The sequence below is a fragment of the Streptomyces sp. NBC_01264 genome (assembly GCF_026340675.1).
Taxonomy (GTDB): Bacteria; Actinomycetota; Actinomycetes; order Streptomycetales; family Streptomycetaceae; genus Streptomyces.
In genome coordinates, this window is sequence record NZ_JAPEOX010000001.1 from 6,984,687 (window position 1) to 7,011,397 (window position 26,711).

General features: G+C 73.5%; 16 protein-coding genes and 1 pseudogene. 13 read left to right on the forward strand and 4 right to left on the reverse strand.

The window, feature by feature from the left end; translation table 11 throughout:
• Positions 1-36 precede the first annotated feature (36 nt).
• Both miaB and OG435_RS32640 read left to right on the forward strand, forming a co-directional pair.
• Complete coding sequence (miaB, locus tag OG435_RS32635; protein WP_266881464.1) at positions 37-1,554, forward strand: tRNA (N6-isopentenyl adenosine(37)-C2)-methylthiotransferase MiaB; 1,518 nt, start codon at positions 37-39, stop codon at positions 1,552-1,554.
• A 499-nt stretch (positions 1,555-2,053) separates the two neighbouring features.
• Positions 2,054-2,761 (forward strand): class III extradiol dioxygenase subunit B-like domain-containing protein, encoded by a 708-nt coding sequence (locus OG435_RS32640; protein ID WP_266881465.1) that lies wholly within the window; start codon positions 2,054-2,056, stop codon positions 2,759-2,761.
• Positions 2,762-2,868: 107 nt separating this feature from the next.
• Here OG435_RS32640 and OG435_RS32645 read toward each other — a convergent pair whose 3' ends face one another.
• Positions 2,869-3,114, reverse strand: coding sequence for an antitoxin (locus OG435_RS32645; protein WP_266881466.1), 246 nt, complete (start codon positions 3,112-3,114; stop codon positions 2,869-2,871).
• 22 nt (positions 3,115-3,136) lie between these two features.
• A complete protein-coding gene (locus OG435_RS32650) occupies positions 3,137-3,355 on the reverse strand; it encodes a gliding motility protein (RefSeq protein WP_266881467.1) in 219 nt (72 codons plus the stop codon).
• A 174-nt stretch (positions 3,356-3,529) separates the two neighbouring features.
• Between OG435_RS32650 and miaA the strand changes: the two genes are divergently transcribed.
• From miaA to hflX, 6 genes are all read left to right on the forward strand, one after another.
• A complete protein-coding gene (miaA, locus tag OG435_RS32655; RefSeq protein WP_266881468.1) occupies positions 3,530-4,468 on the forward strand; it encodes a tRNA (adenosine(37)-N6)-dimethylallyltransferase MiaA in 939 nt (312 codons plus the stop codon).
• A gap of 330 nt (positions 4,469-4,798) precedes the next feature.
• On the forward strand, positions 4,799-5,257 hold the full coding sequence (locus tag OG435_RS32660; protein WP_430625787.1) for a hypothetical protein: 459 nt from the start codon (positions 4,799-4,801) through the stop codon (positions 5,255-5,257).
• 93 nt (positions 5,258-5,350) lie between these two features.
• Complete coding sequence (gene dapF, locus OG435_RS32665; RefSeq protein ID WP_266881469.1) at positions 5,351-6,226, forward strand: diaminopimelate epimerase; 876 nt, start codon at positions 5,351-5,353, stop codon at positions 6,224-6,226.
• A 140-nt stretch (positions 6,227-6,366) separates the two neighbouring features.
• The gene (locus OG435_RS32670; RefSeq protein WP_266881470.1) at positions 6,367-8,466 is read left to right on the forward strand and encodes a RelA/SpoT family protein; all 2,100 of its coding nucleotides are present in this window, start codon (positions 6,367-6,369) and stop codon (positions 8,464-8,466) included.
• 209 nt (positions 8,467-8,675) lie between these two features.
• Positions 8,676-10,124: a M1 family metallopeptidase gene (locus OG435_RS32675; RefSeq protein WP_266881471.1), complete on the forward strand. Its 1,449-nt coding sequence runs from the start codon at positions 8,676-8,678 to the stop codon at positions 10,122-10,124.
• A 187-nt stretch (positions 10,125-10,311) separates the two neighbouring features.
• Complete coding sequence (gene hflX / locus OG435_RS32680) at positions 10,312-11,820, forward strand: GTPase HflX (RefSeq protein WP_266881472.1); 1,509 nt, start codon at positions 10,312-10,314, stop codon at positions 11,818-11,820.
• Positions 11,821-11,927: 107 nt separating this feature from the next.
• Here the strand turns inward: hflX and OG435_RS32685 are convergent, their stop codons facing one another.
• Positions 11,928-13,097 carry a trypsin-like serine peptidase gene (locus OG435_RS32685; protein ID WP_266881473.1) on the reverse strand — a complete coding sequence of 390 codons (1,170 nt, stop codon included), beginning with the start codon at positions 13,095-13,097 and terminating at the stop codon, positions 11,928-11,930.
• Positions 13,098-13,555: 458 nt separating this feature from the next.
• On the opposite strand from OG435_RS32685, the gene OG435_RS32690 reads away from it, so the two are divergent.
• The 5 genes and pseudogenes from OG435_RS32690 (at position 13,556) to OG435_RS32710 (ending at position 26,049) form a co-directional block, all read left to right on the forward strand.
• Positions 13,556-14,950, forward strand: coding sequence for a diaminobutyrate--2-oxoglutarate transaminase family protein (locus OG435_RS32690; RefSeq protein WP_430625788.1), 1,395 nt, complete (start codon positions 13,556-13,558; stop codon positions 14,948-14,950).
• 4,343 nt (positions 14,951-19,293) lie between these two features.
• A complete protein-coding gene (locus OG435_RS32695; RefSeq protein ID WP_266882295.1) occupies positions 19,294-21,222 on the forward strand; it encodes an IucA/IucC family protein in 1,929 nt (642 codons plus the stop codon).
• Positions 21,223-21,254: 32 nt separating this feature from the next.
• Complete coding sequence (locus tag OG435_RS32700) at positions 21,255-21,950, forward strand: GNAT family N-acetyltransferase (RefSeq protein WP_266881475.1); 696 nt, start codon at positions 21,255-21,257, stop codon at positions 21,948-21,950.
• 136 nt (positions 21,951-22,086) lie between these two features.
• Positions 22,087-24,026: pseudogene (locus OG435_RS32705) on the forward strand (IucA/IucC family protein).
• Between the two features lie 52 nt (positions 24,027-24,078).
• Complete coding sequence (locus OG435_RS32710; protein WP_266881476.1) at positions 24,079-26,049, forward strand: ATP-dependent DNA helicase; 1,971 nt, start codon at positions 24,079-24,081, stop codon at positions 26,047-26,049.
• A gap of 94 nt (positions 26,050-26,143) precedes the next feature.
• On the opposite strand, the gene lexA is transcribed toward OG435_RS32710, so the two are convergent.
• The coding region (gene lexA / locus OG435_RS32715; protein WP_266881477.1) for a transcriptional repressor LexA at positions 26,144-26,711 on the reverse strand (568 nt) is incomplete at its 5' end.

Sequence of the window (26,711 nt, forward strand, 5' to 3'; positions counted from 1 at the left end):
GCCCCGGCCGCCACGCCCGACCCGTACCCTTGCTGGGTGAGTACCGAGAGCGGCGAGGCGACTGTTGTGAAAACGTACGAGGTCCGGACGTACGGCTGTCAGATGAACGTGCACGACTCCGAGCGGCTGTCGGGCCTGCTGGAGGACGCCGGGTACGTCCGCGCGCCCCAGGGCTCCGACGGCGACGCCGACGTCGTCGTGTTCAACACCTGCGCCGTCCGCGAGAACGCCGACAACAAGCTCTACGGCAACCTCGGCCGGCTCGCGCCGATGAAGACCAAGCGCCCCGGCATGCAGATCGCCGTCGGCGGCTGCCTCGCGCAGAAGGACCGCGACACCATCGTGGCCCGCGCCCCCTGGGTCGACGTGGTCTTCGGCACGCACAACATCGGCAAGCTGCCCGTCCTCCTGGAGCGCGCGCGCATCCAGGAAGAGGCGCAGATCGAGATCGCCGAGTCGCTGGAGGCCTTCCCCTCCACGCTCCCGACCCGGCGCGAGTCCGCGTACGCCGCCTGGGTCTCGATCTCCGTCGGCTGCAACAACACCTGCACCTTCTGCATCGTCCCGGCGCTGCGCGGCAAGGAGGAGGACCGCCGTCCCGGCGACATCCTCGCCGAGGTCGAGGCACTCGTCGCCGAGGGCGTCTCCGAGATCACCCTGCTCGGCCAGAACGTCAACGCCTACGGTTCCGACCTGGGCGACCGCGAGGCCTTCTCCAAGCTGCTGCGCGCCTGCGGCGCCATCGAGGGCCTGGAGCGGGTCCGCTTCACCTCCCCGCACCCGCGCGACTTCACCGACGACGTGATCGCGGCGATGGCCGAGACGCCCAACGTCATGCCGCAGCTGCACATGCCGATGCAGTCGGGTTCGGACACGATCCTGCGCGCCATGCGCCGCTCGTACCGCCAGGACCGCTTCCTCGGCATCATCGAGAAGGTCCGCGCCTCCATCCCGCACGCGGCGATCTCCACGGACATCATCGTGGGCTTCCCGGGTGAGACGGAGGAGGACTTCCAGCAGACGATGCACGCGGTGCGCGAGGCGCGCTTCGCGAACGCCTTCACCTTCCAGTACTCCAAGCGCCCCGGGACCCCGGCCGCCGACATGGAGGGGCAGATCCCCAAGGAGGTCGTCCAGGAGCGGTACATGCGCCTGGTCGCCCTCCAGGAGGAGATCTCCTGGGACGAGAACAAGAAGCAGGTCGGCCGGACCCTGGAGGTCATGGTCGCCGAGGGCGAGGGCCGCAAGGACGGCGCCACGCACCGGCTGTCCGGGCGCGCCCCCGACAACCGCCTGGTCCACTTCACGAAGCCCGACGAAGAGGTCCGCCCCGGTGACGTGGTCACCGTGGAGATCACCTACGCGGCTCCGCACCACCTCCTCGCGGAGGGCCCGACGGGGGCGGTACGCCGGACCCGTGCGGGCGACGCCTGGGAGAAGCGCAACGCGGCTCCGGCGCAGCCGAAGGGCGTCCTCCTCGGCATCCCGACCCTGGGCGTCCCGGCCCCCCTCCCGGCAACGACGTCAGGCTGCGCCAGCCCCGCCCTTCCCTAAGGGGCCGCACACCTTCTTTGCGTGCCCCTCGCACCGCTGCGCCGGACTCCGTCCGGCGGTGGCCGGGTGCGGGTGTCCGGCCCTGCGGGGCTGGGTCCCCTACCCGCCCTTCCACCGTTCCCCGGGCGCTGCCCGGACCCCCTGGGGCTCCGCCCCAGACCCCGCGCCTCCCGACCAGGCACACATCAGCCCCTCCGGCGTTTGAGGAGCGGGGGTCCGGGGGCTGGCCCCCGGAAACGGGTCCGGGCGGAGCCCGGGGAACGGTGGAAGGGCGGGTAGGGGACTTCGCCCCGCAGGGCCGAGCCACCCCGCCCACCGCCCCTGCCCCAGGCGGCGGTGGCGGCACCGCCGACCCGCTACCGCCGGACGGAGTCCGCGCAGCGCTGCGCGCCCTGCGCCGAGAAGGTGCCCGGCGCAGGGGCGCGAAGCCGGTGAGGCCCGTCAGGGCCGTACCGCGCGAGGGGCGCGTCAAGAAGGCGGGGCCGCTACGCTGCGGATCATGCTCGTAGCCGCTGCCGTCTGCCCCGCCCCGCCCATGCTCCTGCCGGAGCTCGTCACGGGCGCCGCCGCCGAACTCGCCGACGCCCGGACCGCGTGTTCCGACGCGCTCTCCGTGCTCGCCGCCTCCCGGCCCGATCTGCTCGTCGTGGTCGGAGCCGGCGACGCCGACCACCACGGTGCCTACCCCCAGGGTGCCCGCGGCACCTTCCGGGGATTCGGGGTCGCGGCCGACGTACGGCTGGGCGAGGGCGAGGAGGGGCCGCGGCTGCTGCCCACCCCGATCGCCGTGGGCGCCTGGCTGCTCGGCCGGGCCGGCTGGGGCGCCGCGCCCCTGGAGGGGTTCGGGGTCGCCGGGCAGCTGGACACCGAGGGGTGTCTGGAGGCAGGCCGGGAGCTCGCCGCGCGCGAGGACCGGGTCGCCCTGCTCGTCATGGGTGACGGCAGCGCGTGCCGGACCCTCAAGGCCCCCGGTTACCTCGACGAACGCGCCGCCGGATTCGACGCCGAGGCCGCCCGCGCGCTCGGCGCCGCCGACCTGTCCGCCCTCGCCGCCCTCGACGCGGGACTCGCCGCCGAGCTGCAGGCCGCCGGCCGGGCCCCCTGGCAGGTGCTCGCGGGTGCGGCCGAGGGTGCCGGGCTCGAAGGACGGCTGCTGTACGAGGACGCCCCGTACGGGGTCGGGTACTTCGTCGCCGCCTGGTCGTAGCGGCGGCAGCGCCGGCAGCAGCGCCGACACGGAACGCGGAAGGGGCGCGGCACCGAGTGGTGCCGCGCCCCTTCCGGGATCCCGGGGTTCCGGGTTCCGCGACCGCGTCAGGAAGCGGCCGGCGGCGTCGGCCCGCCGGGAGCGTCCTTGTGCGCGATCTTGCCCAGGGCGTCCTTCGCCTTGTCCGCACCGCTAGAGATCTGGCCGCTGTACTTGCCCTTGGTCTTGGAGTCGACGGCCTTGGCCACCTTCTCCAGATTCTGGGTGATCTTGCCCTCGTGCTGTGCAGCGAGGTCGCCGACCTTGTCCTTGGCGGGCGCGAGCTTGGCCTTCAGATTGTCCAGCAGGCCCATGGGTCACCTTCCAATAGCGAGGCTACGTGCGGGCACCCTCTGCGGCCTCGCTGTCCGCGCTGACCTCCGCCGTCTGCTGCTTCGGGATCTCGACGGCCTCGGCCGCCGCGCTCTCCTCAGCCACAGCCTGCTCGGTCCCGGCCTCGTCGGCCGTCGCGGACTCCGCCGTCAGATCCGCGGCAACGGCCTCTTCGGTCGTCGCCTGGGTCTTGCGGCCGAGAAGCCGGTCCAAAATGCCCATGTCTACTCCTATAACGTTACTCGTGTGAGTGAAGTTCCGCCGTGGGCGGGCCGCCGTACGGCGGGCGCACGCCCGGCCGGAACCCCGCCAAGGCAACGACCCCGGTCAGGTCACGTCACGTAGCTCGATCGGGTACATGGCGATGCCTTGACGGAGGGCTGCGAGACTGGTGCGGTGAGGAAAGCAGCCCCCGCCCCGCGGGTCATCGCCGTCGTAGGACCCACCGCGGCCGGAAAGTCCGATCTGGGCGTGGCCCTGGCCCGCCATTTCGACGGCGAAGTCGTCAACGCCGACTCGATGCAGCTGTACCGGGGGATGGACATCGGTACCGCCAAACTGACGACGGAGGAACGCGGAGGGGTCCCGCACCACCTCCTCGACATCTGGGACGTCACCGAGACGGCGAGCGTGGCCGAGTACCAGCGCCTCGCCCGCGCCGAGATCGACAAGCTGCTCGCCCAGGGCCGTACGCCGGTCCTCGTCGGCGGTTCCGGCCTCTACGTGCGCGGCGCGCTCGACGCCATGGAGTTCCCCGGCACCGACCCCGAGGTCCGGGCCCGGCTGGAGGCCGAGGTCACCCTGCGCGGCCCCGGCGCCCTGCACGCCCGCCTCGCCGCCGCCGACCCGGCCGCCGCGCAGGCCATCCTGCCGAGCAACGGCCGCCGAATCGTGCGCGCGCTGGAGGTCATCGAGATCACCGGGCGGCCCTTCACGGCGAACCTGCCCGGCCACGAGTCCGTCTACGACACGGTCCAGATCGGTGTGGACGTGGCCCGGCCGGAGCTCGACGAGCGGATCGCGCTGCGCGTGGACCGGATGTGGGAGGCCGGTCTGGTGGACGAGGTCCGCACGCTGGAGGCCGCGGGCCTGCGGGGCGGAATCACCGCCTCCAGGGCGCTCGGCTACCAGCAGGTGCTGTCCGCGCTGGCGGGGGAGTGCACGGAGGAGGAGGCGCGCGCCGAGACGGTCCGCGCCACCAAGCGGTTCGCCCGCCGCCAGGACTCGTGGTTCCGCCGCGACCCGAGGGTGCACTGGCTCAGCGGCGCCGCCGAGGACCGGGGAGAACTCGCCGGACTCGCGCAGTCGTTGGTCGAACGAGCGGTCACAGCCTGATCACGTGATGGCATCGGGACGCCCCGCACGCCCGTCCGGGGCCTGACGGCGTGCCATCATCAAACTTCCGCCGGTGCCGTCACCGGCGGTGTACGGCGGTGTACGAAGTCCAAGTGGGGAGGGCGCGTGGCGATGGAGGCCGGCCCTCGTGACACCGGTCGGGACGACACCCGGCCGGAAGCGGACCCGATGCTTCACAGCGCCCTCGCCGACGGCGACGGCCCGCTCGATGGAGCGACGCCGGAGGCCGACGGGCTCGGCGACGCCCTCGCACCGCCTACGGACGCGGACGCCCTGGCACTGCCCGCGGACGCCGACGGCGGCCCGGGACTGGGGCTGCCCGCGGACGCCGACGGCGGCCCGGGACTGGGGCTGCCCGCGGATCCCGCGCGGCTGACCCCCGACGGCCCGGACGCGCCCGACTCCGCCGAGGCGGAGGCCGCCGCCGCTCCCGCCTTCGAGGTGGAACTGCGCCCGCAGCGCAGGCTGCGGCTGTGGCAGATCGCCCCCATCGTCATGCTGGGCGCGGCCGGATCCCTGATGTTCGCCTTCCCGCTCGCCTTCGAGTTCGGCGACGGCGGAGCGGTCGTCGCCATGCTCGGATTCCTCGTCAGCTGCTGCGCGGGCGGCTGGGGCCTGATGGCCGCGCGCCGCGTGGGCTACGCCCTGCCGGGGCTCCCGGCCCGCGGCTCGGGGCAGCGGCCCGACTGGCGCCTCGCGCTGCTGTACGCGCTGGTCGCGCTGGGTGTCGTGGCGCTCGCGGTGTACCGGGTGGCCCGGCTCCGCTAGCGCGGCTGCCCGGCGCGGCGTCCCCTCGCGGCGGCCCGTCCCGGCGGGCGGACGGACCGGATCCGCCGGGCGACGGCTCGGTACCATGGGCGGGTGACGCAGACGAGCCTCTCCTTCCTCAAGGGCCACGGCACCGAGAACGACTTCGTGATCGTCCCGGACCCGGACAACGCCATCGAGCTGCCGGCCTCCGCCGTGGCGCGGCTGTGCGACCGGCGGGCCGGGATCGGCGCGGACGGCGTACTGCACGTGGTGCGCTCCGCCGCGCACCCCGAGGCCGCGCACCTGGCCGGCGAGGCCGAGTGGTTCATGGACTACCGCAACAGCGACGGCTCCGTCGCCGAGATGTGCGGCAACGGCGTCCGCGTCTTCGCCCGCTACCTCCAGCACGCCGGACACGTGGAGCCGGGCGACCTGGACGTCGCCACGCGCGGCGGGGTCAAGCGGGTGCACCTCGACAAGACCGGCGACGTGACCGTCTCCATGGGCCGCGCCGAGCTGCCCGAGGGCGAGGTCACCGTCTCCGTCGGCGAGCGCTCCTGGCCCGCGCGCAACGTCAACATGGGGAACCCGCACGCGGTGGCCTTCGTCGACAGCCTGGACGACGCCGGGAACCTGCTGGACCCGCCCCCGTACAGCCCGGCGTCCGCCTACCCGACGGGTGTCAACGTCGAGTTCGTCGTCGACCGCGGCCCCCGGCACGTCGCCATGCGCGTCCACGAGCGCGGCTCCGGCGAGACCCGCTCCTGCGGCACCGGCGCCTGCGCGGTCGCCGTGGCCGCCATCCGCCGCGACGGCGCCGACCCGGCCGTCATCGGCGCGCCCGCCACGTACACCGTCGATCTGCCCGGCGGCACGCTGATCATCACCGAGCACCCCGACGGGCGGATCGAGATGACCGGACCCGCCGTGATCGTGGCCGAGGGCGAGTTCGATCCCGCCTGGCTCACCGAAACGGCTTTCGTCTGAAGCTTCCCTCTAATGGGTGATCCGTTTCACGCTGAGCGAGAGGTGGACTGCGCCACGTGGTGGGGTCGGTAGCATCAGGCACCGGCCCTGAGGGCTCACCCCATGCCCGCCACCGCCGGTCGATGCCGTCGGAGGTGCCCATGAGTGCAGAGGCCACGAACCCCGAAGCACGTCCCGAAGCGCTCCCTGAACTTCGCAGACGTGGCAGGACCAGGCTTGACCTGCGACGACTCGGCCGCGCCGCGCTGCTCGGGCCCACCCCCCGGGACCGGCTGCCCGACGCGATCGGCCATGTCGCCGAGGCGCACCGCGCCCATCACCCCGACGCGGACCTGTCGATCCTGCGCCGTGCGTACCTGCTCGCGGAGACCTCGCACCGCGGCCAGATGCGCAAGAGCGGTGAGCCGTACATCACACATCCGCTCGCCGTCACCCTCATCCTGGCCGAACTGGGCGCCGAGACCACGACCCTGACGGCCTCGCTCCTGCACGACACCGTCGAGGACACCGACGTGACCCTCGATCAGGTCCGCGAGGAGTTCGGCGACGAGGTCTGCTTCATCGTCGACGGCGTCACCAAGGTCGAGAAGATCGACTACGGCGCCGCCGCCGAGCCCGAGACCTTCCGCAAGATGCTCGTCGCCACCGGCAACGACGTCCGCGTGATGTCCATCAAACTCGCCGACCGGCTGCACAACATGCGCACCCTCGGGGTGATGCGGCCCGAGAAACAGGCGCGCATCGCCAAGGTCACCCGCGACGTCCTCATCCCGCTCGCCGAACGGCTCGGCGTACAGGCCCTGAAGACCGAGCTGGAGGACCTCGTCTTCGCGATCCTGCACCCCGAGGAGTACGAGCACACCCGCGCCCTCATCGCGGCCCACGCGGGCGAGCGCGACCCGCTGCCCGCCATCGCCGACTCGGTACGGGCCGTCCTGCGCGACGCGGGCATCGCCGCCGAGGTGGTCGTACGGCCCCGGCACTTCGTCTCCGTGCACCGGATCTCCCTCAAGCGCGGGGAGCTGCGCGGCTCCGACTTCGGCCGACTGCTGGTCCTCGTGGGGGAGAACGCGGACTGCTACGCCGTCCTGGGGGAGCTGCACACCTGCTTCACCCCGGTCATCTCCGAGTTCAAGGACTTCATCGCCTCCCCGAAGTTCAACCTCTACCAGTCCCTGCACACCGCCTTCGCCACGTCGGAGGGGCCCACGACCCAAGTGGCCGAGGTCATCGTCCGGACCCGGCAGATGCACCGGGTCGCGGAGGCGGGCGTGGTGGCGCTGGGCAATCCGTACACGACCCCGCAGCCCCCCAACCAGCCCGAAGCGGCCGACTGCGACGAGGAGCGGGTCGACCCGACGCGGCCCGGCTGGCTCTCGCGGCTGCTCGACTGGCAGCAGTCCGCGCCCGACCCCGACACCTTCTGGGACGTCCTGCGCTCGGAGCTGGCCCAGGACCGGGAGATCACCGTGTTCCGGGCCGACGGCGGCACCCTGGGCCTGCCCGCCGGCGCCAGCTGTATCGACGCCGCCTACGCGCAGTACGGCGAGGCGGCCCACGGCTGTATCGGCGCCCGGGTCAACGGGCGCCTGACCTCCCTGTCCTCCCGGCTCTCCGACGGGGACACCGTCCAGCTCCTGATCGCGTACGACGCCCCCTCGGGGCCCACCGCCGACTGGCTGGAGCACGCCAGGACCCCGGCCGCCCGGATCGCCGTCAGCAGCTGGCTGGAGGCCCACCCCGACGGGGCCCGGCCGGCCGACGCCGCCCCCCGGCCGCCGCTGTCGGTGATCGGCCTGCGCAGCGGCGGGGGCAACGCCGTCGCCGACCTGCCGGACGCCACCGTGCGGCTCGCGGGATGCTGCACCCCGGTACCGCCCGACGCCGTCGAGGGGTTCGTCGTACGCGGCGGGGTCGTCACGGTGCACCGGGTCCACTGCGCGACCGTGGCCCAGATGCGGGCCGTGGGGCGGACCCCCGTCGCCGTGCATTGGCGGGCGACCGCGGACTGCCGGGTCACCCTGCTCGCCGAATCGTTCGGCCGCCCGCACCTGCTGGCCGATCTGACCGAGGCCATCGCCCGCGAGGGGGTCGAGGTGGTCTCCGCGACGGTGGAGCCGCCGGTCGAACAGCGGGTCCGGCACAGCTACACCCTGCAGCTGCCCGACGCGACGGGGCTCCCGGCGCTGATGCGGGCCATGCGGGACGTGCCGGGGGTCTACGACGTCAGCCGGGCGTAGCCCGCGGGACGTGCCGGGCGGTCTACGACGTCAGCCGGGCGTAGCCCGCGGGACGTGCCGGGCGGTCCACGACGTCAGCCCGGTGTAGCCCGCGGGACCTGCCGGGGGGGCCTGTGACGTCAGCCGGGCGCGGCCCGCCCGACCCCTTTCGGGTGGACCCGTCGCGCGCCGTTCGCGGGCGCGCGGCGGGCGCTGATAAGCGGTGGGGGATGCAGCTCACCTCCCCGCGCCTGCGCGCCGCCCTGCTGGCCGCGGCCTCCCTCACCCTCGTCGCCGCCGTCGTGCCCCCGCCCAAGGCGCTCGGCATCGGCGACGTGCTGTTCCCCGAGCTCGGCAACCCCGGGTACGACGTGCTCTCGTACGACCTGTCCTTCGCCTACAAGGACAACAGCAGCCCCCTCGACGCGGTCACCGTCATCGACGCGCGCAGCCTCACCCGGCTCGAGACCGTCAACCTCGACTTCACCCACGGCAAGGTGGCCTCCGCGGAGGTCAACGGGGAACCCGCCGCCTTCGCGAGCGTAGGCGAGGACCTGGTCCTGACCCCCGCCCGGCCGGTGGAGCCGGGCCTGCCCCTCCACATCACCGTCCGGCACACGAGCGACCCGCGCGGCCGCGGCGACGGCGGCTGGGTGGTCACCGACGACGGGCTGGCCATGGCGAACCAGGCCGACGCCGCCCACCGGGTCTTCCCGTGCAACGACCACCCCGCCGACAAGGCGTACTTCACCTTCCGGGTGAGCGCGCCGGCCGGGAAGACGGCCGTGGCCAACGGGGTGCCGGGGGCGCTCCCGGCCCGCCGGGCGGGCGCCGCGACCACGTGGACGTACCGGACCCTGCACCCCATGGCCACCGAGCTCGCCCAGGTCTCGATCGGCGACTCGGCCGTGATCCACCGCACCGGGCCGCACGGACTGCCGCTGCGCGACGTGGTCCCCGCGGCGGACCGGGAACGGCTGGAGCCCTGGCTGAAGAAGACCGCCGGGCACATCGAGTGGATGGAGGCACGGGTCGGCCGCTACCCCTTCGAGAACTACGGCGTGCTGATCGCGAAGGCCCGTACCGGCTTCGAGCTGGAGACGCAGACCCTGTCGCTGTTCGAGAGCGCGCTGTTCGCGGGCAGCGGCGGATACCCCGAGTGGTACGTCGAGTCCGTGATGGTCCACGAGCTGGCCCACCAGTGGTTCGGCGACAGCGTGAGCCCGCGCACCTGGTCCGACCTGTGGCTCAATGAGGGCCACGCCACCTGGTACGAGGCCCTGTACGCGGACGGCCTCGGCAAGTACTCCCTGGAGCGGCGGATGCGCGAGGCGTACCAGCGCTCCGACCAGTGGCGCGCGGCGGGCGGCCCCCCGGCCGCGCCCAAGCCGGCCCCGCCGGGCGAGAAGATCGGGCTGTTCCGGCCGGCGGTCTACGACGGTGCCGCGCTGATCCTGTACGCACTGCGGCAGGAGATCGGGGTGGAGGCCTTCGACCGGGTGGAGCGGCGCTGGGTGGGGGAGCACCGGGACGCGGTCGCCGGTACGGAGGACTTCGTACGGCTGGCCTCGCAGGAGGCGGGCCGGGACCTGGGCGCGTTCCTGAAGCCGTGGCTGTACGGGAAGAAGACCCCTGCCATGCCGGGGCACCCGGAGTGGAGCGCCCCGAAAAGCGTGTGACGCGTGCGGAACGGGCATGCCACCATCGACGAGGCCGTTCCGCGGGACGCTCCGGGCTTTCTCTGGGGGAATCTCCGGGGAGTGTCACACGTTGGACGTGACAGTGTTATGTCACGCGCGGGAGTAGCTTTGGCCTTGGCTCCGCTTCGCCTGACGCGGACGCATTCGAAAACGACGTAAGGATCCAATGACCTCCTCTTCTTCCCCTTCCCAGGACGCGCGGGACGACGCACAGGATGCGCCGGACCCGCAGAGCTTCACCGAGAGCCTTCGGGCCGACGCCCTGATGGAAGAGGACGTCGCCTGGAGCCACGAGGTCGACGGAGAGCGGGACGGCGCGCAGTACGAGCGCTCCGAGCGCGCGGCCCTGCGCCGCGTGGCCGGCCTCTCCACCGAGCTCGAGGACGTCACCGAGGTCGAGTACCGCCAGCTCCGCCTGGAGCGGGTCGTCCTCGTCGGCGTATGGACCTCCGGCACGGTGCAGGACGCGGACAACTCCCTCGCGGAGCTCGCCGCCCTCGCCGAGACGGCGGGCGCGCTCGTACTCGACGGCGTCATCCAGCGCCGCGACAAGCCCGACCCGGCCACCTTCATCGGCTCCGGCAAGGCGCGCGAGCTGCGCGACATCGTGATGGAGAGCGGCGCCGACACCGTCGTCTGCGACGGCGAGCTCAGCCCCGGCCAGCTCATCGCCCTCGAAGACGTCGTCAAGGTGAAGGTGGTCGACCGGACCGCGCTCATCCTCGACATCTTCGCCCAGCACGCCAAGTCCCGAGAGGGCAAGGCGCAGGTCGCCCTCGCGCAGATGCAGTACATGCTGCCGCGACTGCGCGGCTGGGGTGCCTCGCTGTCCCGGCAGATGGGTGGCGGCGGCGGTGGCGGCATGGCCACCCGCGGCCCCGGTGAGACCAAGATCGAGACCGACCGGCGCCGGATCCGCGAGAAGATGGCGAAGATGCGCCGGGAGATCGCGGAGATGAAGACCGGCCGCGACATCAAGCGGCAGGAACGGCGCCGCAACAAGGTGCCCTCGGTCGCCATCGCCGGTTACACCAACGCCGGCAAGTCCTCGCTGCTCAACCGCCTCACGGGCGCGGGCGTGCTGGTGGAGAACGCGCTGTTCGCCACCCTCGACCCGACCGTGCGCCGGGCCGAGACGCCGTCCGGCCGGGTCTACACCCTGGCCGACACGGTCGGCTTCGTCCGGCACCTGCCGCACCACCTCGTCGAGGCGTTCCGCTCCACGATGGAGGAGGTCGGTGACTCCGACCTCATCCTGCACATCGTGGACGGCTCGCACCCGGCGCCGGAGGAGCAGCTGGCGGCGGTCCGCGAGGTCATCCGCGAGGTCGGCGCCGTCAAGGTGCCCGAGATCGTGGTGATCAACAAGGCGGACGCGGCCGACCCGCTGGTGCTCCAGCGCCTGCTGCGGATCGAGAAGCGCTCCATCGCCGTCTCGGCGCGCACGGGTCAGGGCATGGAGCAACTCCTCGCGCTCATCGACGCCGAGCTGCCGCGGCCGGCGATCGAGATCGAGGCCGTGGTGCCCTACACGCGCGGCGGGCTGGTCGCCCGGGCGCACGCCGAGGGCGAGGTGATCTCCGAGGAGCACACGGCGGAGGGCACCCTGCTCAAGGCGCGGGTGCACGCCGAACTGGCGGCGGAGTTCGCTCCGTACGTGCTCGCGAAGCACTGACGCGTAGCGAAGCACGGGCGCGTACCGGAGCGCTGACGCGTACTGGATGAACGGCTGAGGGCCCCCGCTGCTGCGGGGGCCCTCAGTCATGTGGTGCGCCGGTGCGGTTACTTGAACTTGCCGCTCACGGCGTCGAAGACGCCCTTGGCCTCCGGACCCAGCCGGGGACCGGCCAGCCAGCCCGCCTTGGCGGGGCCGATGGAGGTGTTCGACACCAGCGCGGGCTTGCCGTCGGCGCCCGCGGCGACCCAGCCGCCGCCCGAGGAACCGCCGGTCATCGTGCAGCCGATGCGGTACATCGTGGGGTCGGTCGCGTTCAGCGACAGCCGGCCCGGCTTGTCGACGCACTGGAAGGTCTTCTGGCCGTCGAACGGAGCCGCCGCCGGGTAACCGGTGGCCGTCATCTTCGCGATCTTGGGCGCGGCCGCGGCGTTGAACTCCACCGGAAGCGCCGTACCGACCGTCTCCTCCAGCGACTTGCCGCCACCCTTCTCCGGGGTCACGTGCAGGACCGCGAAGTCGTACGGGGCACCCGCGCCGCCGGTCGGACCGCCGGTCGCGATCCACTGGTCGGAGGTCTGGGCCCAGTCGCTCCACCACACGCCGTACGGGGCGACTTCCTCGCGCGGCGCGCCCTTCAGCGCGGCCGCGCTCTTGCCCTTGTTGTTGTACGACGGGACGAAGGCGATGTTGCGGTACCAGCCGCCGGCCTTGCCCGCGTGCACGCAGTGGCCGGCCGTCCAGACCATGTTGGACTTGCCGGGGTGCGCCGGGTCCTTGACCACGGTCGCCGAGCAGACCATCGATCCCTCGGGGCCGTCGAAGAAGACCTTGCCGGAGGCGGGGACGCTCTGATGGTAGGGCGCTGCCGCGGCCTTGGCGGTCACCGGGGCCGGGGTCGGGTCGGTGACGCCCTGGTCCTTGCCGGCGTCGGGGTCGACGGCGGGGGGCTGCGGCATCTTGTCGGCGTCGCGCATCCGGTCCGAGTCCCAGAGGTCCTCGATGATCGGGTTGATGTAGTCGCCCGCCTCGCGGAGCCAGTCCTCCTTCTTCCAGTTCTTCCACTCACCCCCCTTCCACTTCTCCAGGTCGATGCCGTGCTCCTTGAGCTTGTCCCGGAGCCCCTCGGGGATCTTCACCCCGTCGAGGCTGGTGGGCACGCTCACCGCCACGGTCGGCTTGGCGTCGGTCTCACCGTCGCCGGGTCCGCACGCCGCGGCGGTCAGCGCGAGCGCGGCCGAGCACAGGATCGCGGTGACCGGTCGGATCGGTCGCATGTCGTGAATCCCCCTGGATGGTTCTTGGTTCGGGATGGTGCCTGGGTAGACGGGCGCCTGGGTTGCAGCACCCCACTATGCCGCTGCCGTGGGGGACGGCACAGCCCGGGGCGCCGGTTCCGCCGGGACGGACAAGGATCTGGCGGCGGACGGGGATCTCGGGCGGGACGGGGACCTCGGGCAAGACGAGGACCTCGGGCAGGACAAGGACCTCGGGCGGGACGAGGACCTCGGGCCGGGCGGGATGATCCCCGGCCGGGCAAGGATCTTGGGCCCACCCGTGATCCGTCGCCGCCACCGTCGTTGGTACGTACGGGGGATGGGGGAGCAGCGTGGGTGTTCGAAGCGCACCCCGGAAGGGCAACCGTGCGGGAGGAGCGACACTCGTGCCTTTGACGGCTTGGACGGGCGAGGAGGCCACGGCCGGGGCACAGGTCCCCGCGCGGGCGGCCCGGATCATGGAGAACCGGGCCACGGAGACACGGCACTTCGCCGAACGGGGTCCGGGGCCGGGGCCGGGTCCGGATGGGGTTTCGGGTCCGGCCGGGGCTTCCGGTTCGGCCGGGGTTTCGGGCGAGGGGATCCTGCGCAGGCAGGCACAACGGGAGTCCGCGGCACGGACGTACGCACGCTCCCTGCCCATCGTGCCCGTGCGCGCAAGGGGGTTGACCATCGAGGGCGCGGACGGACGCCGCTACCTCGACTGCCTCTCCGGCGCCGGAACCCTCGCGCTCGGCCACAACCACCCGGTGGTGCTCGAAGCCATCCGCGGGGTCCTCGACTCGGGGGCCCCGCTGCACGTTCTGGACCTCGCGACACCGGTCAAGGACGCCTTCACCACCGAGCTGTTCGCCAACCTGCCGGCGGAGCTGGCCGCCGACGCCCGCATCCAGTTCTGCGGTCCGGCCGGGACGGACGCGGTGGAGGCCGCGCTCACCCTCGTCCGTACCGCGACCGGCCGGTCGGGGCTGCTCGCCTTCACCGGCGCCTACCACGGGATGACCGCGGGGGCGCTGGCCGCCTCCGGCGGGGCCACGGACGTACGGGTGACCCGGCTGCCGTATCCGCAGGACCACCGCTGCCCGTTCGGAGTCGGCGGGGCCGAGGGGGCGGAACTGTCGGCCCGTTGGACGCGGAGCCTGCTGGACGACCCCAAGAGCGGGGTGACCGCGCCGGCCGGAATGATCGTCGAACCCGTCCAGGGAGAGGGCGGAGTCCACCCCGCCCCCGACGCCTGGCTGCGCAGGATGCGGGAGATCACGGCGGAGCGGGGGATCCCGCTGATCGCCGACGAGGTCCAGACGGGGGTCGGGCGCACCGGAGCCTTCTGGGGGGTCGACCACGCGGGGGTCGTCCCCGACGTGATGGTGCTCTCCAAGGCCATCGGGGGCAGCCTGCCGCTCGCGGTGATCGTGTACCGCGCGGAGCTGGACCAGTGGGCCCCGGGCGCCCACGCCGGCACCTTCCGCGGCAACCAGCTCGCCATGGCGGCGGGCACCGCGACCCTGGCCTTCGTCCGGGAGAACGCCCTCGCGGAGCGCGCGGCGACCCTGGGCGCGCACATGCTCACCGCTCTGCGCGGCCTGATCCCGGCCCATCCCTGCGTGGCGGACGTACGGGGCCGCGGCCTGATGCTCGGCGTCGAACTTGCCGACCCGGACACGGGGGAGTCCGCGCCCGCCCTCGCGGCAGCCGTCCGCCAGGCGTGCCTGGACCGCGGCCTGATCGTGGAACTCGGCGGCCGCCACTCCAGCGTCGTCCGCCTCCTCCCCCCGCTCACCCTGACCGACGAACAGGCCGCGGCCGTCCTCGACCGCCTCGCCGACGCCATCTCCGCCGCCACCCGCCGCTAAGGACCCCCATGCCCGCCCCCCTCCACCCCGCGTCCCCGCTCCCCCCGACAGGCTCGGGCCCCCCGCTCCGCCCACCCACCCCGGCCCCCACCCACCCCTCGGCCACGGAGCCCCGGACCCTTCCCGCGCCCCCACCGTCGGCAGCACAGGACGCCACCTCGTCCCCGCAGCCGGCCCCGCGGTCCGCTACGTCGGGCCCCTCCTCCAGCCCGGCCACCCTGGCGGTGCCGCCGTCCGCAGCATCGGGCGCCACCTCGGCCCCGCCGTTCCTGGCGTCGGGCCCCAGCTTCCCGTCGGCTGCTCCCACGGCGGGGCCGTCCGTGGGGTTGGGCGCCACCCTCCCCTCGGCCGTTCCTACCGAGTCCCCGGCTCCTCTCGCGATGGCGCCGTCCACAGCGGTGGGCGCCTCCTTCACCCCGGCCACTTCGGCGCCACAGCCGTCCGCGGTGTCGGGTACCCCCTCGTCGGCGCATCCCACGGTGGGGCCGTTCGCGGCGTTGGGCGTCGCCCGCCCCTCGGCCGTTCCCACGGAGTCCCCGGCCGCCGCGGTCACGCCGTCCTCGGCGTCGGGCGCCACCTTCACCCCGGCCACCCTGACGGCACAGCCTGCCTCTGCGGCGGGTCCCGTCTTGCCCTCGGACGGTCCTACGGAGTCTTCGGCCGCTCCCGCGGTGGTGCCATCTGCGGGGTTCGGTGCCACCTCCCCCTCGGCCACCGTGGCGGCACTGCCGTCCGTGGCGCCGGGTACCCCCTCCTCGGCCGCTCCCCCAGCGGCGCTGTCCGTGGCGGTGGGTGTCACCTCCACCTCGGCCGCTCCCACGGAGCCCCAGGCCCCCTCCACGGCGCCGCCGCTCACCCCCTCGGGCCCCGCCCTCGGGGCGCCCGTTTCCGCGCAGCCACCTGCCAACCCCCCGCAGCCGCAGCAGACTTTGACCGCTGTCACCCCATCTCCGCCGACTCCGGCTCCGCTGGGATCTGTACGACCTCAGGCCGCCGCCACCCCGCTCACCACGGCGCCGGGGTCATCACAGCCTCCGACCGCGTCCGACCCAGCGCCCACGCGCGCCACCCCGCTGCGGTCCCCCTCTGCTCCGGCCGAGCCCGCGCCGCCGATGCCGACGCACGCTGAGCCACTGCCGTCACCGCACTCCCCACTTGCCCCTGTCCTCCCGGCCGCTTCTTCGCCGCCCACGTCCGTGGCTGCCGAACCGCAACGGCTGCCGCTCGCTCCGGCTGAGCCCGCGCCGCTGACGCCGATGCCCGCTGGGCCAGCGCTGTCGCCGGACTCGGCACCGACCCCCGCCCACGCGCTGACGGGTTCTACGGATCCGTTGGGTTCGCCGCTCCCCCCGACTGCACCTGTGCCACTCGCCTCCGAGCCTGATGAGGCCGCCCTGCCGCCGGCACCGGCTGATCCGGTGCTGTCGCGCCATTCCGCGCCGACCGCGCCCGCCGCCCCTCCGCCATCAGCGCCCGCTGATCGGCTGGGTTCGCCGCTCCCGTCGGCCGCAGCCATGGCGCCTTCAGCACCTGGCGATGCGCCACGGTCCTTGCCCGCTCCAGCCGAGTCCGTCCTCCCATCGCCGATGCCGTCCGCGCCCGCCACCGGGCTACCGCTGTCGGCGCATGTCGATCCGCTACGGTCCCTCCTCGCTGCGGCCACGCCGCAGCCGGTGCCCGCCGCTACAACGCCGATGTCGGCACCAACCCTGGAGACGCCACCGAGGGGTGGGATCGATCCGGTCCCTCCGAACGCCCAGGGCTCTCCCGCTGCCCGCGGCTACGGACACACGCCGACGACGCCCCTCCCCGGCAACTCTTCACCGCAGCCTGCTCAGGGGGAGTCCAGACTCCCCTCAACGGCGTCAGCCCCTCATCCCGACATCCTGCCCATGGCCGCGCCGGCTTCGGCTGCCGCACCCGGGCACCAGCCCTCGCACTTTCCGAACGCAGGCCTCCCACAGCACCCCGGCTCCACCCCCGAGGCCCAACGAACTACTTCGAGCGCGCCGACACCTCCCCCCGCCGACCCAGCCGGGCCCAACCCGCCATGGACCCCGACCATCGAATCCACGCCCACCCCAGCCGGGGGAGCCGGGCCCGTGTCACGGTCGCCCTCGACCTCCGGAGCGGACCCCATGTCGCCGCCCACCTCAGCCGGCGGAGCCGGGCCTGTGCCGCCGTCGCACCCGACCTCCGGAGCGGAGCCCACGTCGCCGTCGGCCCCAGCCTGGGGGGCCGGGCCCGTGCTGCTGTCGCCCCCGACCTCCGGAGCGGACCCCATGCCGACGCCCACCCCAGCCGGGGGAGCCGAGCCCATGTCGCCGTCACCTTCGACCTCTGGAGCCGCGCCCATGTCGCTGGCCGAACCGGCCCCAAGCGCCGGGCCAATGTTCTTGTCGCCCCCGGCCCCGGAAGGGGAGCCCATGTCGCCGTCACCCTCGACTTCCGGAGCCGCGCCCATGTCATTGGACGACCTAGCCCCAGGTGCCGGGCCCCCGTTGCTGTCGGCATCGCCCCCGGGAGTCGCGGCTCCGCCGTTGTCGGTCTCGGCTTCCGGTGCCGGGCCCGTGCTGCCGTCGCTCTCGGCTCCCGAACTCGCGCCCATGCCGCCGTCAGCCGCCGCGTGGGGAGATGCGCCCCCGTTGCCGGCCGACGCGACCCCAGGTGCCGCGCCCACACCGCTGGCCGCGCCGCCCCCGGGAGTCGCGCCTCCGCCGCTCTCGGCCTCGCCTTCCGGAGCCGCGCCCATGTCGTTGGCCGACGTAACTCCAGGTGCCGGGCCCATGGCGCTGTCGGCCCCGCCCCCGGGAGTCGCACCCATGTCGTTGACTGCCCCGGCCTCAGGTGCCGTATCTGCGCCGCCGTCGGCCGAGGGCCTGGGAGAGGGGCCCATGGTGCCGTCAGCTGCTGCCGGGGGAGCCGCGGCTACCCCGCCCTCGTCCCCGCCCTCGGCCCCGGCCTCGGGGGGCGGGTCCATGTCGCCCTCGGGCCCGGCGCCTGCGCCAGATGCCGGGTTGACGCCGCCTCTGGATGGCGGCCCCTCACCGTTCCTGGGGGCCTCCACCGAGTACCTGCGGGCCCGGCCTCCGAGGCCCGCCGGTACCGAGTCCGCAGCGCCCGGTTCGCGCACGGCCCCGGCCGTTACGGGGGTCCCGGAGGGGGTGTCTCCGGTCAGCGACACCTCGGCCGAAGCAGCTGCTCCGGCGCCGCCGCCGGGACCGTGCCCGGCCCAGCCTTCGGAGCCCGCCGGTGCCGAGCCTGCGGCTTCCGGTCCGCGGACCGTCCTGGCCGTCCCCGGGGTTTCGGAGGGGGCGTCCGCCGGTAGCGTCGGCTCGGCCGGAACTGCTGCTTCGGCGCAGCCCGCGCCCTTGCCTTCCCCGGGTGGCAGGCCGGCCCCGTCACCCTCCGGTGCTACGGCCCTCCCCGAGGGCAGCGAGACTCCGCCCGCCACCCCCGCATGGCAGCCGCCACCCGCACCGGCGGAACGTTCCCCCCGGCCCGCCGCCGAAGCTCCTGTGCCCGGCGGGTCGACACCTCCTCCCACAGCTTGGCCGCCGCTGCTCGCTCCGGAGGGCGGATATCCCCGGCCCGCCGCCGAAGCGCCCGTGCCCGACGGGGCGTTCACTCCCCCCACGGCTTGGCCGCCGCTGCTCGCGCCGGTGGACGGATATCCCCTGCGCGCGGCCGAAGAGCCCTTGCCCGGCGGGTTGTTGCCTCCCTCCACGGCGTTGCCGCCGCTGCTCGCGCCGGAGGGTGGGTCCCTCCGGCCCACCCTCGATGTGGCCATGCCGGGCGGATCTACTCCTGCTCCTGCCACCACCGCATGGCCGCCGCTGCTCGCCCCAGCGGACGGTTCCCGTCAGGCCGCCGCCGATTTGCCCGTCGCCACCGTGTGGCCGCCGTTGGCCGGTGCCTTGGCGCAGCACGGGGCACCGGCTCTCGGCGACGCCATGGGCAGGGCGTCTTCGGCCGTGGCTTCCCGGTCGGCCACCGATGCCGCGGCCGACACCGGCCGGCCCGCCGAGGGCTCCGCGGACGCTCTCGCGGGGTGCCGCGGGGCGGAGGTTCGGGGGGCTGCTTCCGGTCCCGGCTCGTCGGCCGCCGACCCGGGGTCGCCGGGCGAGGGACGTTCGGACGAGCCGGTCGGGGGAGGGCAGGGCAAGGCCTCGTTCCAGGGGCCTTCCGTGGCGGCCCCCTCGGTATCCGGTTCCACCGGCACGCCCACGGCCGCGGCGGACCCGGGCTCCCCACGGCACGGCGCAGCCGGGCCCGGGGAGCGGGCCGGAGCGGCCGCGGCGCCGGGCGACGGCTTCGGCGGGCCTGCCGGTACGTTCCCGGGCATGCCGGCCGCGGGCATGCCCTGGCCGCCGGCCGAGCCGCAGGCACCCGCCGCGGTGCCACGGCAGAAGGACGGCTCCGTCCGACCCCGCGCGGGAGCGGCCGACCCGCTGGACCACCCCGACCCCAGGGTCGCCGCCGAGGCCGCCTCGGTGGAGAACCTGCTGCGCTGCTGGGTCCGCGAGACCGGAGTCGAACAGCCCGTCGGTCCCGTCCTGCGCATCCCCCTTCCGGCATCGGGCGCCGCCCTGCTCGTCGCGGTCCGCTACTGGTCCGCGGCCGGCTGGCACCGCTTCGGCCCGGCCCGCATCGACGGCGTTCCCGCCGACGCCCCCGCCGTGGACGCGGTCACCCTCGCGGCGCTGATCTCCCGCGAGGGCGAAGGAGCAGGCCACGGAAGCAGCATCCACACAGACGACACGGCCCACGTACACGGCGCGGCCCACGTACACGGCGCGGCCCACGTACACGGCGCGGCCCACGTACACGGCGCCCCCGGCGGCGCCGAACTCGTCGGCCGGGTCGCCGACTCGGTACGCAGGACCACCGAGTTCATCACCGATCGCCGTCAACGCCCGGCCGCGCCCGCCCCCGTCGCCGGGGACCGGTTCCTCACCGCCGAACAGTCCCTCCTCCTGGGCCACCCGCTGCACCCGACCCCGAAGAGCCGCGAAGGGCTCTCCGAGGCCGAAGTCCGCCGCTACTCACCCGAACTGCACGGCTCCTTCCCCCTGCACTGGGTGGCGGTCGCACCCGCCGCCCTCGCCACCGACTCCGCCTGGACCGAACGCGGTCGTCCGGTCTCCGCCGCCCGGCTCCTGGGCCGCCTCGCCCCAGGGCTCCCGGTGCCCGACGGCGCCACCCCCCTTCCCCTTCACCCCTGGCAGGCCCGCGACCTGCTCCAGCGCCCCGCCGCAGCAGCCCTCGGCGACGCGGGACTCCTGCACGACCTGGGCCCGTACGGCGCCCCCTGGTATCCGACCTCCTCCATCCGCACCGTCCACCAGCCCGGCGCCCCCGCGATGCTCAAGCTCTCCCTGGGCCTGCGCATCACCAACTCCCTTCGCGAGAACCTCCGCAAGGAACTGCACCGCGGCATCGAGGTGCACCGGCTGCTCCGCACCGGACTCGCGGAGCGGTGGCAGGCCGCCCACCCCGGCTTCGACATCGTCCGCGATCCCGCGTGGGTCGCCGCCGACGCCCTGGACGGCACCCCCGTCCCCGGACTCGACGTCCTGCTGCGGCACAACCCCTTCCGACCGGGCGACGACGCCCTCTGTGTCGCGGCGCTCACCGCACCCCGTCCGTGGCCCGGGCGGACCACCATGAGCTCCCGGCTCGCCGAGACCGTCTCGCGCCTCGCCACCACCACCGGGCGGACGACCTCCGCCGTCGCCGCCGAGTGGTTCCTGCGCTACCTCGAACACGTCGTCCTGCCGGTCCTCGCCTTCGACGCGCTCGCCGGGATCGCCCTCGAAGCGCACCAGCAGAACACGCTGGTCCTCCTCGACCCGGCCGGCTGGCCGGTCGGCGGCCGCTACCGCGACAACCAGGGCTACTACTTCCGCGACTCCCGCCGCGAGGAACTGGAGCGCAGGCTCCCCGGAATCGGCGCCACGAGCGACACCTTCGTCTCGGACGCCGTCACCGACGAACGCTTCGCCTACTACCTCGGCATCAACAACGTGTTCGGTCTCATCGGGGCCTTCGGATCCCAGCGGCTCGCCGACGAGCGCATCCTGCTGGCCGCCTTCCGTCGTTTCCTGGGCAAGACGAGGGGCCTCGGCCCGCTCCCCGAGAGGCTGCTCGACTCGCCCACCCTGCGCTGCAAGGCGAATCTGCTCACCCGCCTCGGAGGTCTGGACGAGCTGGTCGGCCCCGTCGACACCCAGTCCGTCTACGTCACCATCGCCAACCCCCTTCACGATTGACGCGTCAGCACCGATACGGAGAAGAGCCCCCGATGCCCTCCACCGACTTCCACACCGGCGTGCTCCTCACCGATGTGCACCGCACCGTCGCGACCGATGTGCACCGCACCATCGCGCCGCGTCTCAGCGCGGAGTCACTGCCCCAGCTCGCCGAAGCCGATCTGCTCGACTCCCCGGCGGCCTGGGGTGGCGTCGCGACGCGGTCCGGTGTCTTCCGCCTCGAACCCGTCCGGCTCGACCGCGACCTGGAGCTGCTCACGACGTGGATGAACGACCCGGAGGTGGACGCCTATTGGGAACTCGCCGGCCCCGCGGGCGTCACCGCCGCCCACGTATGGGCGCAGGCGGTCGGGGACAGCCTCAGCATCCCGTGTCTCGGCATCCTCGACGGCACGCCGATGAGCTACTGGGAGATCTACCGGGCCGACCTGGACCCGCTCTCCGCCCACTACCCGGCGCGTCCCCACGACACGGGTATCCACCTGCTCATCGGAGACGGCACGAACCGCGGCCGAGGTCTGGGCACCGCGCTCGTGCGCGCCGTCGCCGACCTGGTGCTCGACAACCGCCCCCGCTGCATGCGCGTCATCGCCGAACCGGACATCCGCAACACCCCCTCCGTCTCAGCCTTCCTGAACTCCGGCTTCCGCTGCCCCACCGAGATCGAACTGCCCGGCAAGCGAGCCGCCCTGATGATCCGCGAGCGGGCGCTGCGCAATCTCCTCTGAGCCCTTCCGATCTCCTCTGATCTCCTCCAGGCACCGCCCCGCAGTCCCCGCAGTTCCCGTTCATCTCGTCAGTTCCCGCACCCATCAATCCTAAAACCCTGCGTCGCGCAGCAAAGTTCCCGACCTGAGGAGTCCCGTGCAGAATTTCTCCGCAGCCCCCGACTCCCCAGGCCCCCACCTCCCGGACCCCGTGCCCCTGTCGCCCCAGCACCCGTGCACTCCGCCCGAACTGAACCGTCCGACCTGGGACTTCGCAGCCCGCCGGCTGCTCGCCAAGATGCTCGGCGAGTTCGCGTACGAGGAGATCATCGTCCCGGTCCCCGCCCCGGCCGCCTCCGGCGACGCCTGGACGCTGACCCTCGACGACGGCAGCAGCCTCGGCTTCCGTGCCCGCCGCCGCGCGTACGGGAGCTGGCACGACCCACCCGACACGATCACCCTCACCCCGCAGCCCGCCTCCTCCGGATCGCCGATCGCCTCCGGATGGCCGATCGCCACCGGAACGCCGACGGCCTCCGGAGCGCCCGCCCCCTCCACCCCGCCGACCGCCTTCGGGGACCCGTACGCCTTCCTCATCCGCGCCCGCACCCTCCTCGGCCTCGACGGCGCCACCCTCGGCCACCTCGTCCGCGAGCTCAGTGCCACGCTCGCGGCCGACGCCCGCATCGATCACACCGCGCTCACCGCGGACGTCCTCGCCGACCTCGGCTACGCGGCCCTCGAAGGTCACCAGACGGGCCATCCCTGGCTCGTCCTCAACAAGGGGCGGATCGGACTCTCCGCCTCCGACACCGCCGCCTGGGCGCCCGAGGCCCGCACCGCCCAGCGCCTGCCCTGGCTCGCCGCCCACACCTCCCTCGCGCACTACCGCGGCACCGCCGGCCTGGAGGATCCCCCCGCCTCTACTCCGCCGAGCTCGACCCCGTCACCCGCGCCCTCTTCGACCGGACCCTGCGCGACCGCGGCCTCGACCCGCTCGGCTACCTCTACCTCCCCGTGCACCCCTGGCAGTGGGACGAGGTCCTCCTGCCCCTCTTCGCCCCGGCCCTCGCCGCCGGCACCCTGGTCCCGCTCCCCGCCGACCCCGACCTGCGCCTGCCCCAGCAGTCGATCCGTACCTTCCTCAACCTCACCCGTCCCGACCGTCACAGCGTCAAACTGCCGCTCTCCGTCCTCAACACCATGGTCTGGCGGGGCCTGCCCTCGGACCTGGCCCTCGCGGCGCCCGCCGTCACCGCCTTGATCCACTCCCTGCGCGACGGCGACCCCTTCCTCCGCGAGGAATGCGGAGTGGTCCTGCTCGGGGAGGTCGCCACGGTCACGGTCCGCCACCCCGTCTACGACGCGCTCCCCGAAGTCCCGTACCAGTACAAGGAGCTCCTCGGAGTAATCTGGCGCGAGCCGCTGGCCGGACACCTCGCCCCGGGCGAGCGGGCCCGCACCCTCGCCTCGCTCCTGCACACCGATCCCCGCGGCCGGTCCTTCACCGCCGAGCTCGTCGCCCGGACCGGTCTGACCCCCACGGTCTGGCTCCAGCGCCTCTTCACCGCCCTGCTGCCCCTGCTGCTCCGCTTCCTCTACCGCTACGGCACCGTGTTCTCCCCGCACGGCGAGAACACCGTCGTGATCTTCGACGAGCACGACGTCCCGGTCCGGCTCGCGGTCAAGGACTTCGTGGACGACGTCAACATCAGCGCCGAACCGCTTCCCGAGCTGGCGGCCATGCCCGACGAGGTCCGTGCGGTCCTGCTCACCGAGCCCGCGGACTTCCTGCCCCAGTTCATCCACTCGGGGCTCTTCGTCGGCGTCTTCCGCTACCTCTCCGCGCTCTGCGAGGACCGGCTCGGGGTTCCGGAGGACACGTTCTGGTCCCTCGTACGGGCGGAGATCCTGCGCCACCAGGCCCGTTTCCCGGAGCTCAAGGAGCGCTACGCGCTCTTCGACCTGCTCGGTGAACGCATCGTGAGGCTCTGCCTGAACAGGAACCGTCTCTACGAGGACGGCTACCGCGACCGGCCCGACCGCCCGCACGCCGTGCGGTACGGCACCGTGCCGAACCCCCTCCACCGGTCGTGACCGCTCGCCGGTGCGGTCACTGTCGGCGGAGCCCCGTAGGGTTGGCACTGCTATGACGAAGCCCTCCCTCCCCGACCTGCTGCACGCCGCCGTTTCCGCCGTCGGCGGCACGGAGCGCCCCGGCCAGGTGGCCATGGCCGAAGCCGTCGCCGAAGCGATCGACGACAGTTCCCACCGCCTCATCCAGGCCGGCACCGGCACCGGTAAGTCCCTGGGCTACCTGGTGCCGGCCCTCGCGCACGGCGAGCGCGTGGTCGTGGCCACGGCGACGCTGGCCCTCCAGCGCCAGCTCGTCGAGCGCGACCTGCCCCGGACGGTGGAGGCGCTGCATCCGCAGCTCCGCCGCCGCCCGCAGTTCGCCATGCTCAAGGGCCGCTCCAACTACCTGTGCCTGCACCGTCTGCACGAGGGCGCCCCGCAGGACGAGGAGGAGGGCCTCTTCGACCAGTTCGAGGCGGCCACCCCGACGAGCAAGCTCGGGCAGGACCTGCTGCGGCTGCGCGACTGGGCGGACGAGACCGAGACGGGCGACCGCGACGACCTCACCCCGGGCGTCTCCGACAAGGCCTGGGCGCAGATCTCCGTCTCCTCCCGCGAATGCCTGGGCGCGACGAAGTGCGCGTACGGCGCGGAGTGCTTCGCGGAGGCCGCCCGTGAGCGGGCCAAGCTCGCGGACGTGGTCGTCACCAACCACGCGCTCCTCGCCATCGACGCCATCGAGGGCGCCCCGGTCCTCCCGCAGCACGAGGTGCTGATCGTCGACGAGGCCCACGAGCTGGTGTCCCGGGTGACCGGGGTCGCCACGGGCGAGCTCACCCCCGGGCAGGTCAACCGCGCCGTGAAGCGTGCGGCGAAGCTGGTCGACGAGAAGACCGCAGACTCCCTGCAGACCGCGTCCGAGACCTTCGAGCGGGTCATGGAGCTGGCGCTCCCCGGCCGCCTGGAGGAGATCCCCGAGGACCTCGGCTACGCGCTGATGGCCCTGCGGGACGCCTCGCGCAGCGTGATCTCCGCGATCGGCAACACGAGGGACAAGTCCGTCCACGACGAGGACGCCGTCCGCAAGCAGGCACTCGCCGCGGTGGAGAGCGTGTACGGGGTGGCGGAGCGGATCACGGCCGGCTCCGAGTACGACGTGGTCTGGTACGAACGCCACGACCGCTTCGGAGCGACCCTCCGGGTGGCTCCGCTGTCGGTGTCCGGTCTGCTGCGCGAGAATCTGTTCGCGGACCGCTCGGTGGTCCTGACCTCCGCGACCCTCAAGCTCGGCGGCGACTTCAACGGGGTCGCGGCGTCGATGGGCCTGGCGCCGGAGGGCGTCGAGGGCGAGGACGTGCCGCAGTGGAAGGGCCTCGACGTCGGCTCGCCCTTCGACTATCCCAAGCAGGGCATCCTCTACGTCGCCAAGCACCTGGCCACCCCGGGCCGCGAAGGCACCCGCGGCGACATGATGGACGAGCTCGCGGAGCTGATCGAGGCGGCGGGCGGCCGCACGCTCGGGCTGTTCTCCTCCATGCGCGGGGCGAAGGCCGCCGCCGAGGAACTGCGCGGACGCCTCGACAACCCGATCCTGCTCCAGGGCGAGGAGACCCTCGGCGAGCTGATCAAGGCCTTCGCCGCCGATCCGCAGACCTGCCTGTTCGGGACCCTGTCGCTGTGGCAGGGCGTGGACGTCCCGGGGCCCAGCTGCCAGTTGGTGATCATGGACAGGATCCCGTTCCCGCGTCCCGACGACCCGCTGATGAGCGCGCGCCAGAAGGCGGTCGAGGAGCGCGGCGGTAACGGCTTCATGTCCGTCGCGGCGACGCACGCGGCGCTGCTGATGGCCCAGGGCGCGGGCCGGCTCGTACGGGCCACCGGGGACAAGGGTGTGGTGGCGGTCCTGGACCCCCGGCTGGCCACGGCCCGGTACGGGAGCTTCCTGCGGGCGACCCTGCCGGACTTCTGGTACACCACGGACCGCAATCAGGTCCGCCGCTCGCTCGCCGCGATCGATGCCGCGGCGAAGGCCGACGAGAAGTAGGCCCAGAGCAAGGACCAGAACAACGGCCCAGAACACACAAAGCAGCTCCGGGACCGGCGCAGTAGGTCCCGGAGCTGGATGAGGGCGCGGGCAGTCAGAGCCGGCGCAGTACCGCCACGACCTTGCCGAGGATGGTGGCCTCGTCGCCGGGGATCGGCTGGTAGGCGGCGTTGTGCGGGAGCAGCCAGACGTGGCCGTCCTCGCGCTTGAAGCGCTTGACCGTGGCCTCGCCGTCGAGCATGGCGGCGACGATGTCGCCGTTCTCCGCGACGGGCTGGCGACGGACCGTGACCCAGTCGCCGTCACAGATCGCGGCCTCGACCATCGAGTCGCCGACGACCTTGAGGCAGAACAGTTCTCCGTCGCCCACGAGCTGGCGGGGGAGGGGGAACACGTCCTCCACCGACTCCTCGGCGAGGATCGGGCCACCGGCCGCGATCCGGCCCACCAGCGGCACGTACGAGGCCGCGGGCTTGCCCGTGGTATCCGTGGGCTGCGAGCTGGGCTGGTCGGAGCCGCGGACCTCGTACGCCCGGGGGCGGTGGGGGTCGCGGCGCAGGAAGCCCTTGCGCTCCAGGGCCATCAGCTGGTGCGCGACCGAAGAGGTGCTGGACAGGCCGACCGCCTGGCCGATCTCCCGCATCGACGGCGGGTAGCCGCGC

Bases quoted from the DNA above. Each gene is read 5' to 3' on its own strand.
- OG435_RS32675 (WP_266881471.1), top strand. From the start codon at position 8,676: ATGCAGCTCACCTCCCCGCGCCTGCGCGCCGCCCTGCTGGCCGCGGCC.
- OG435_RS32700 (WP_266881475.1), top strand. From the start codon at position 21,255: ATGCCCTCCACCGACTTCCACACCGGCGTGCTCCTCACCGATGTGCAC.
- OG435_RS32640 (WP_266881465.1), top strand. From the start codon at position 2,054: ATGCTCGTAGCCGCTGCCGTCTGCCCCGCCCCGCCCATGCTCCTGCCG.
- OG435_RS32670 (WP_266881470.1), top strand. From the start codon at position 6,367: ATGAGTGCAGAGGCCACGAACCCCGAAGCACGTCCCGAAGCGCTCCCT.
- hflX (WP_266881472.1), top strand. From the start codon at position 10,312: ATGACCTCCTCTTCTTCCCCTTCCCAGGACGCGCGGGACGACGCACAG.
- OG435_RS32645 (WP_266881466.1), bottom strand. From the start codon at position 3,114: ATGGGCCTGCTGGACAATCTGAAGGCCAAGCTCGCGCCCGCCAAGGAC.
- OG435_RS32685 (WP_266881473.1), bottom strand. From the start codon at position 13,097: ATGCGACCGATCCGACCGGTCACCGCGATCCTGTGCTCGGCCGCGCTC.
- OG435_RS32710 (WP_266881476.1), top strand. From the start codon at position 24,079: ATGACGAAGCCCTCCCTCCCCGACCTGCTGCACGCCGCCGTTTCCGCC.
- OG435_RS32650 (WP_266881467.1), bottom strand. From the start codon at position 3,355: ATGGGCATTTTGGACCGGCTTCTCGGCCGCAAGACCCAGGCGACGACC.
- OG435_RS32695 (WP_266882295.1), top strand. From the start codon at position 19,294: ATGCCGGCCGCGGGCATGCCCTGGCCGCCGGCCGAGCCGCAGGCACCC.
- OG435_RS32690 (WP_430625788.1), top strand. From the start codon at position 13,556: ATGGAGAACCGGGCCACGGAGACACGGCACTTCGCCGAACGGGGTCCG.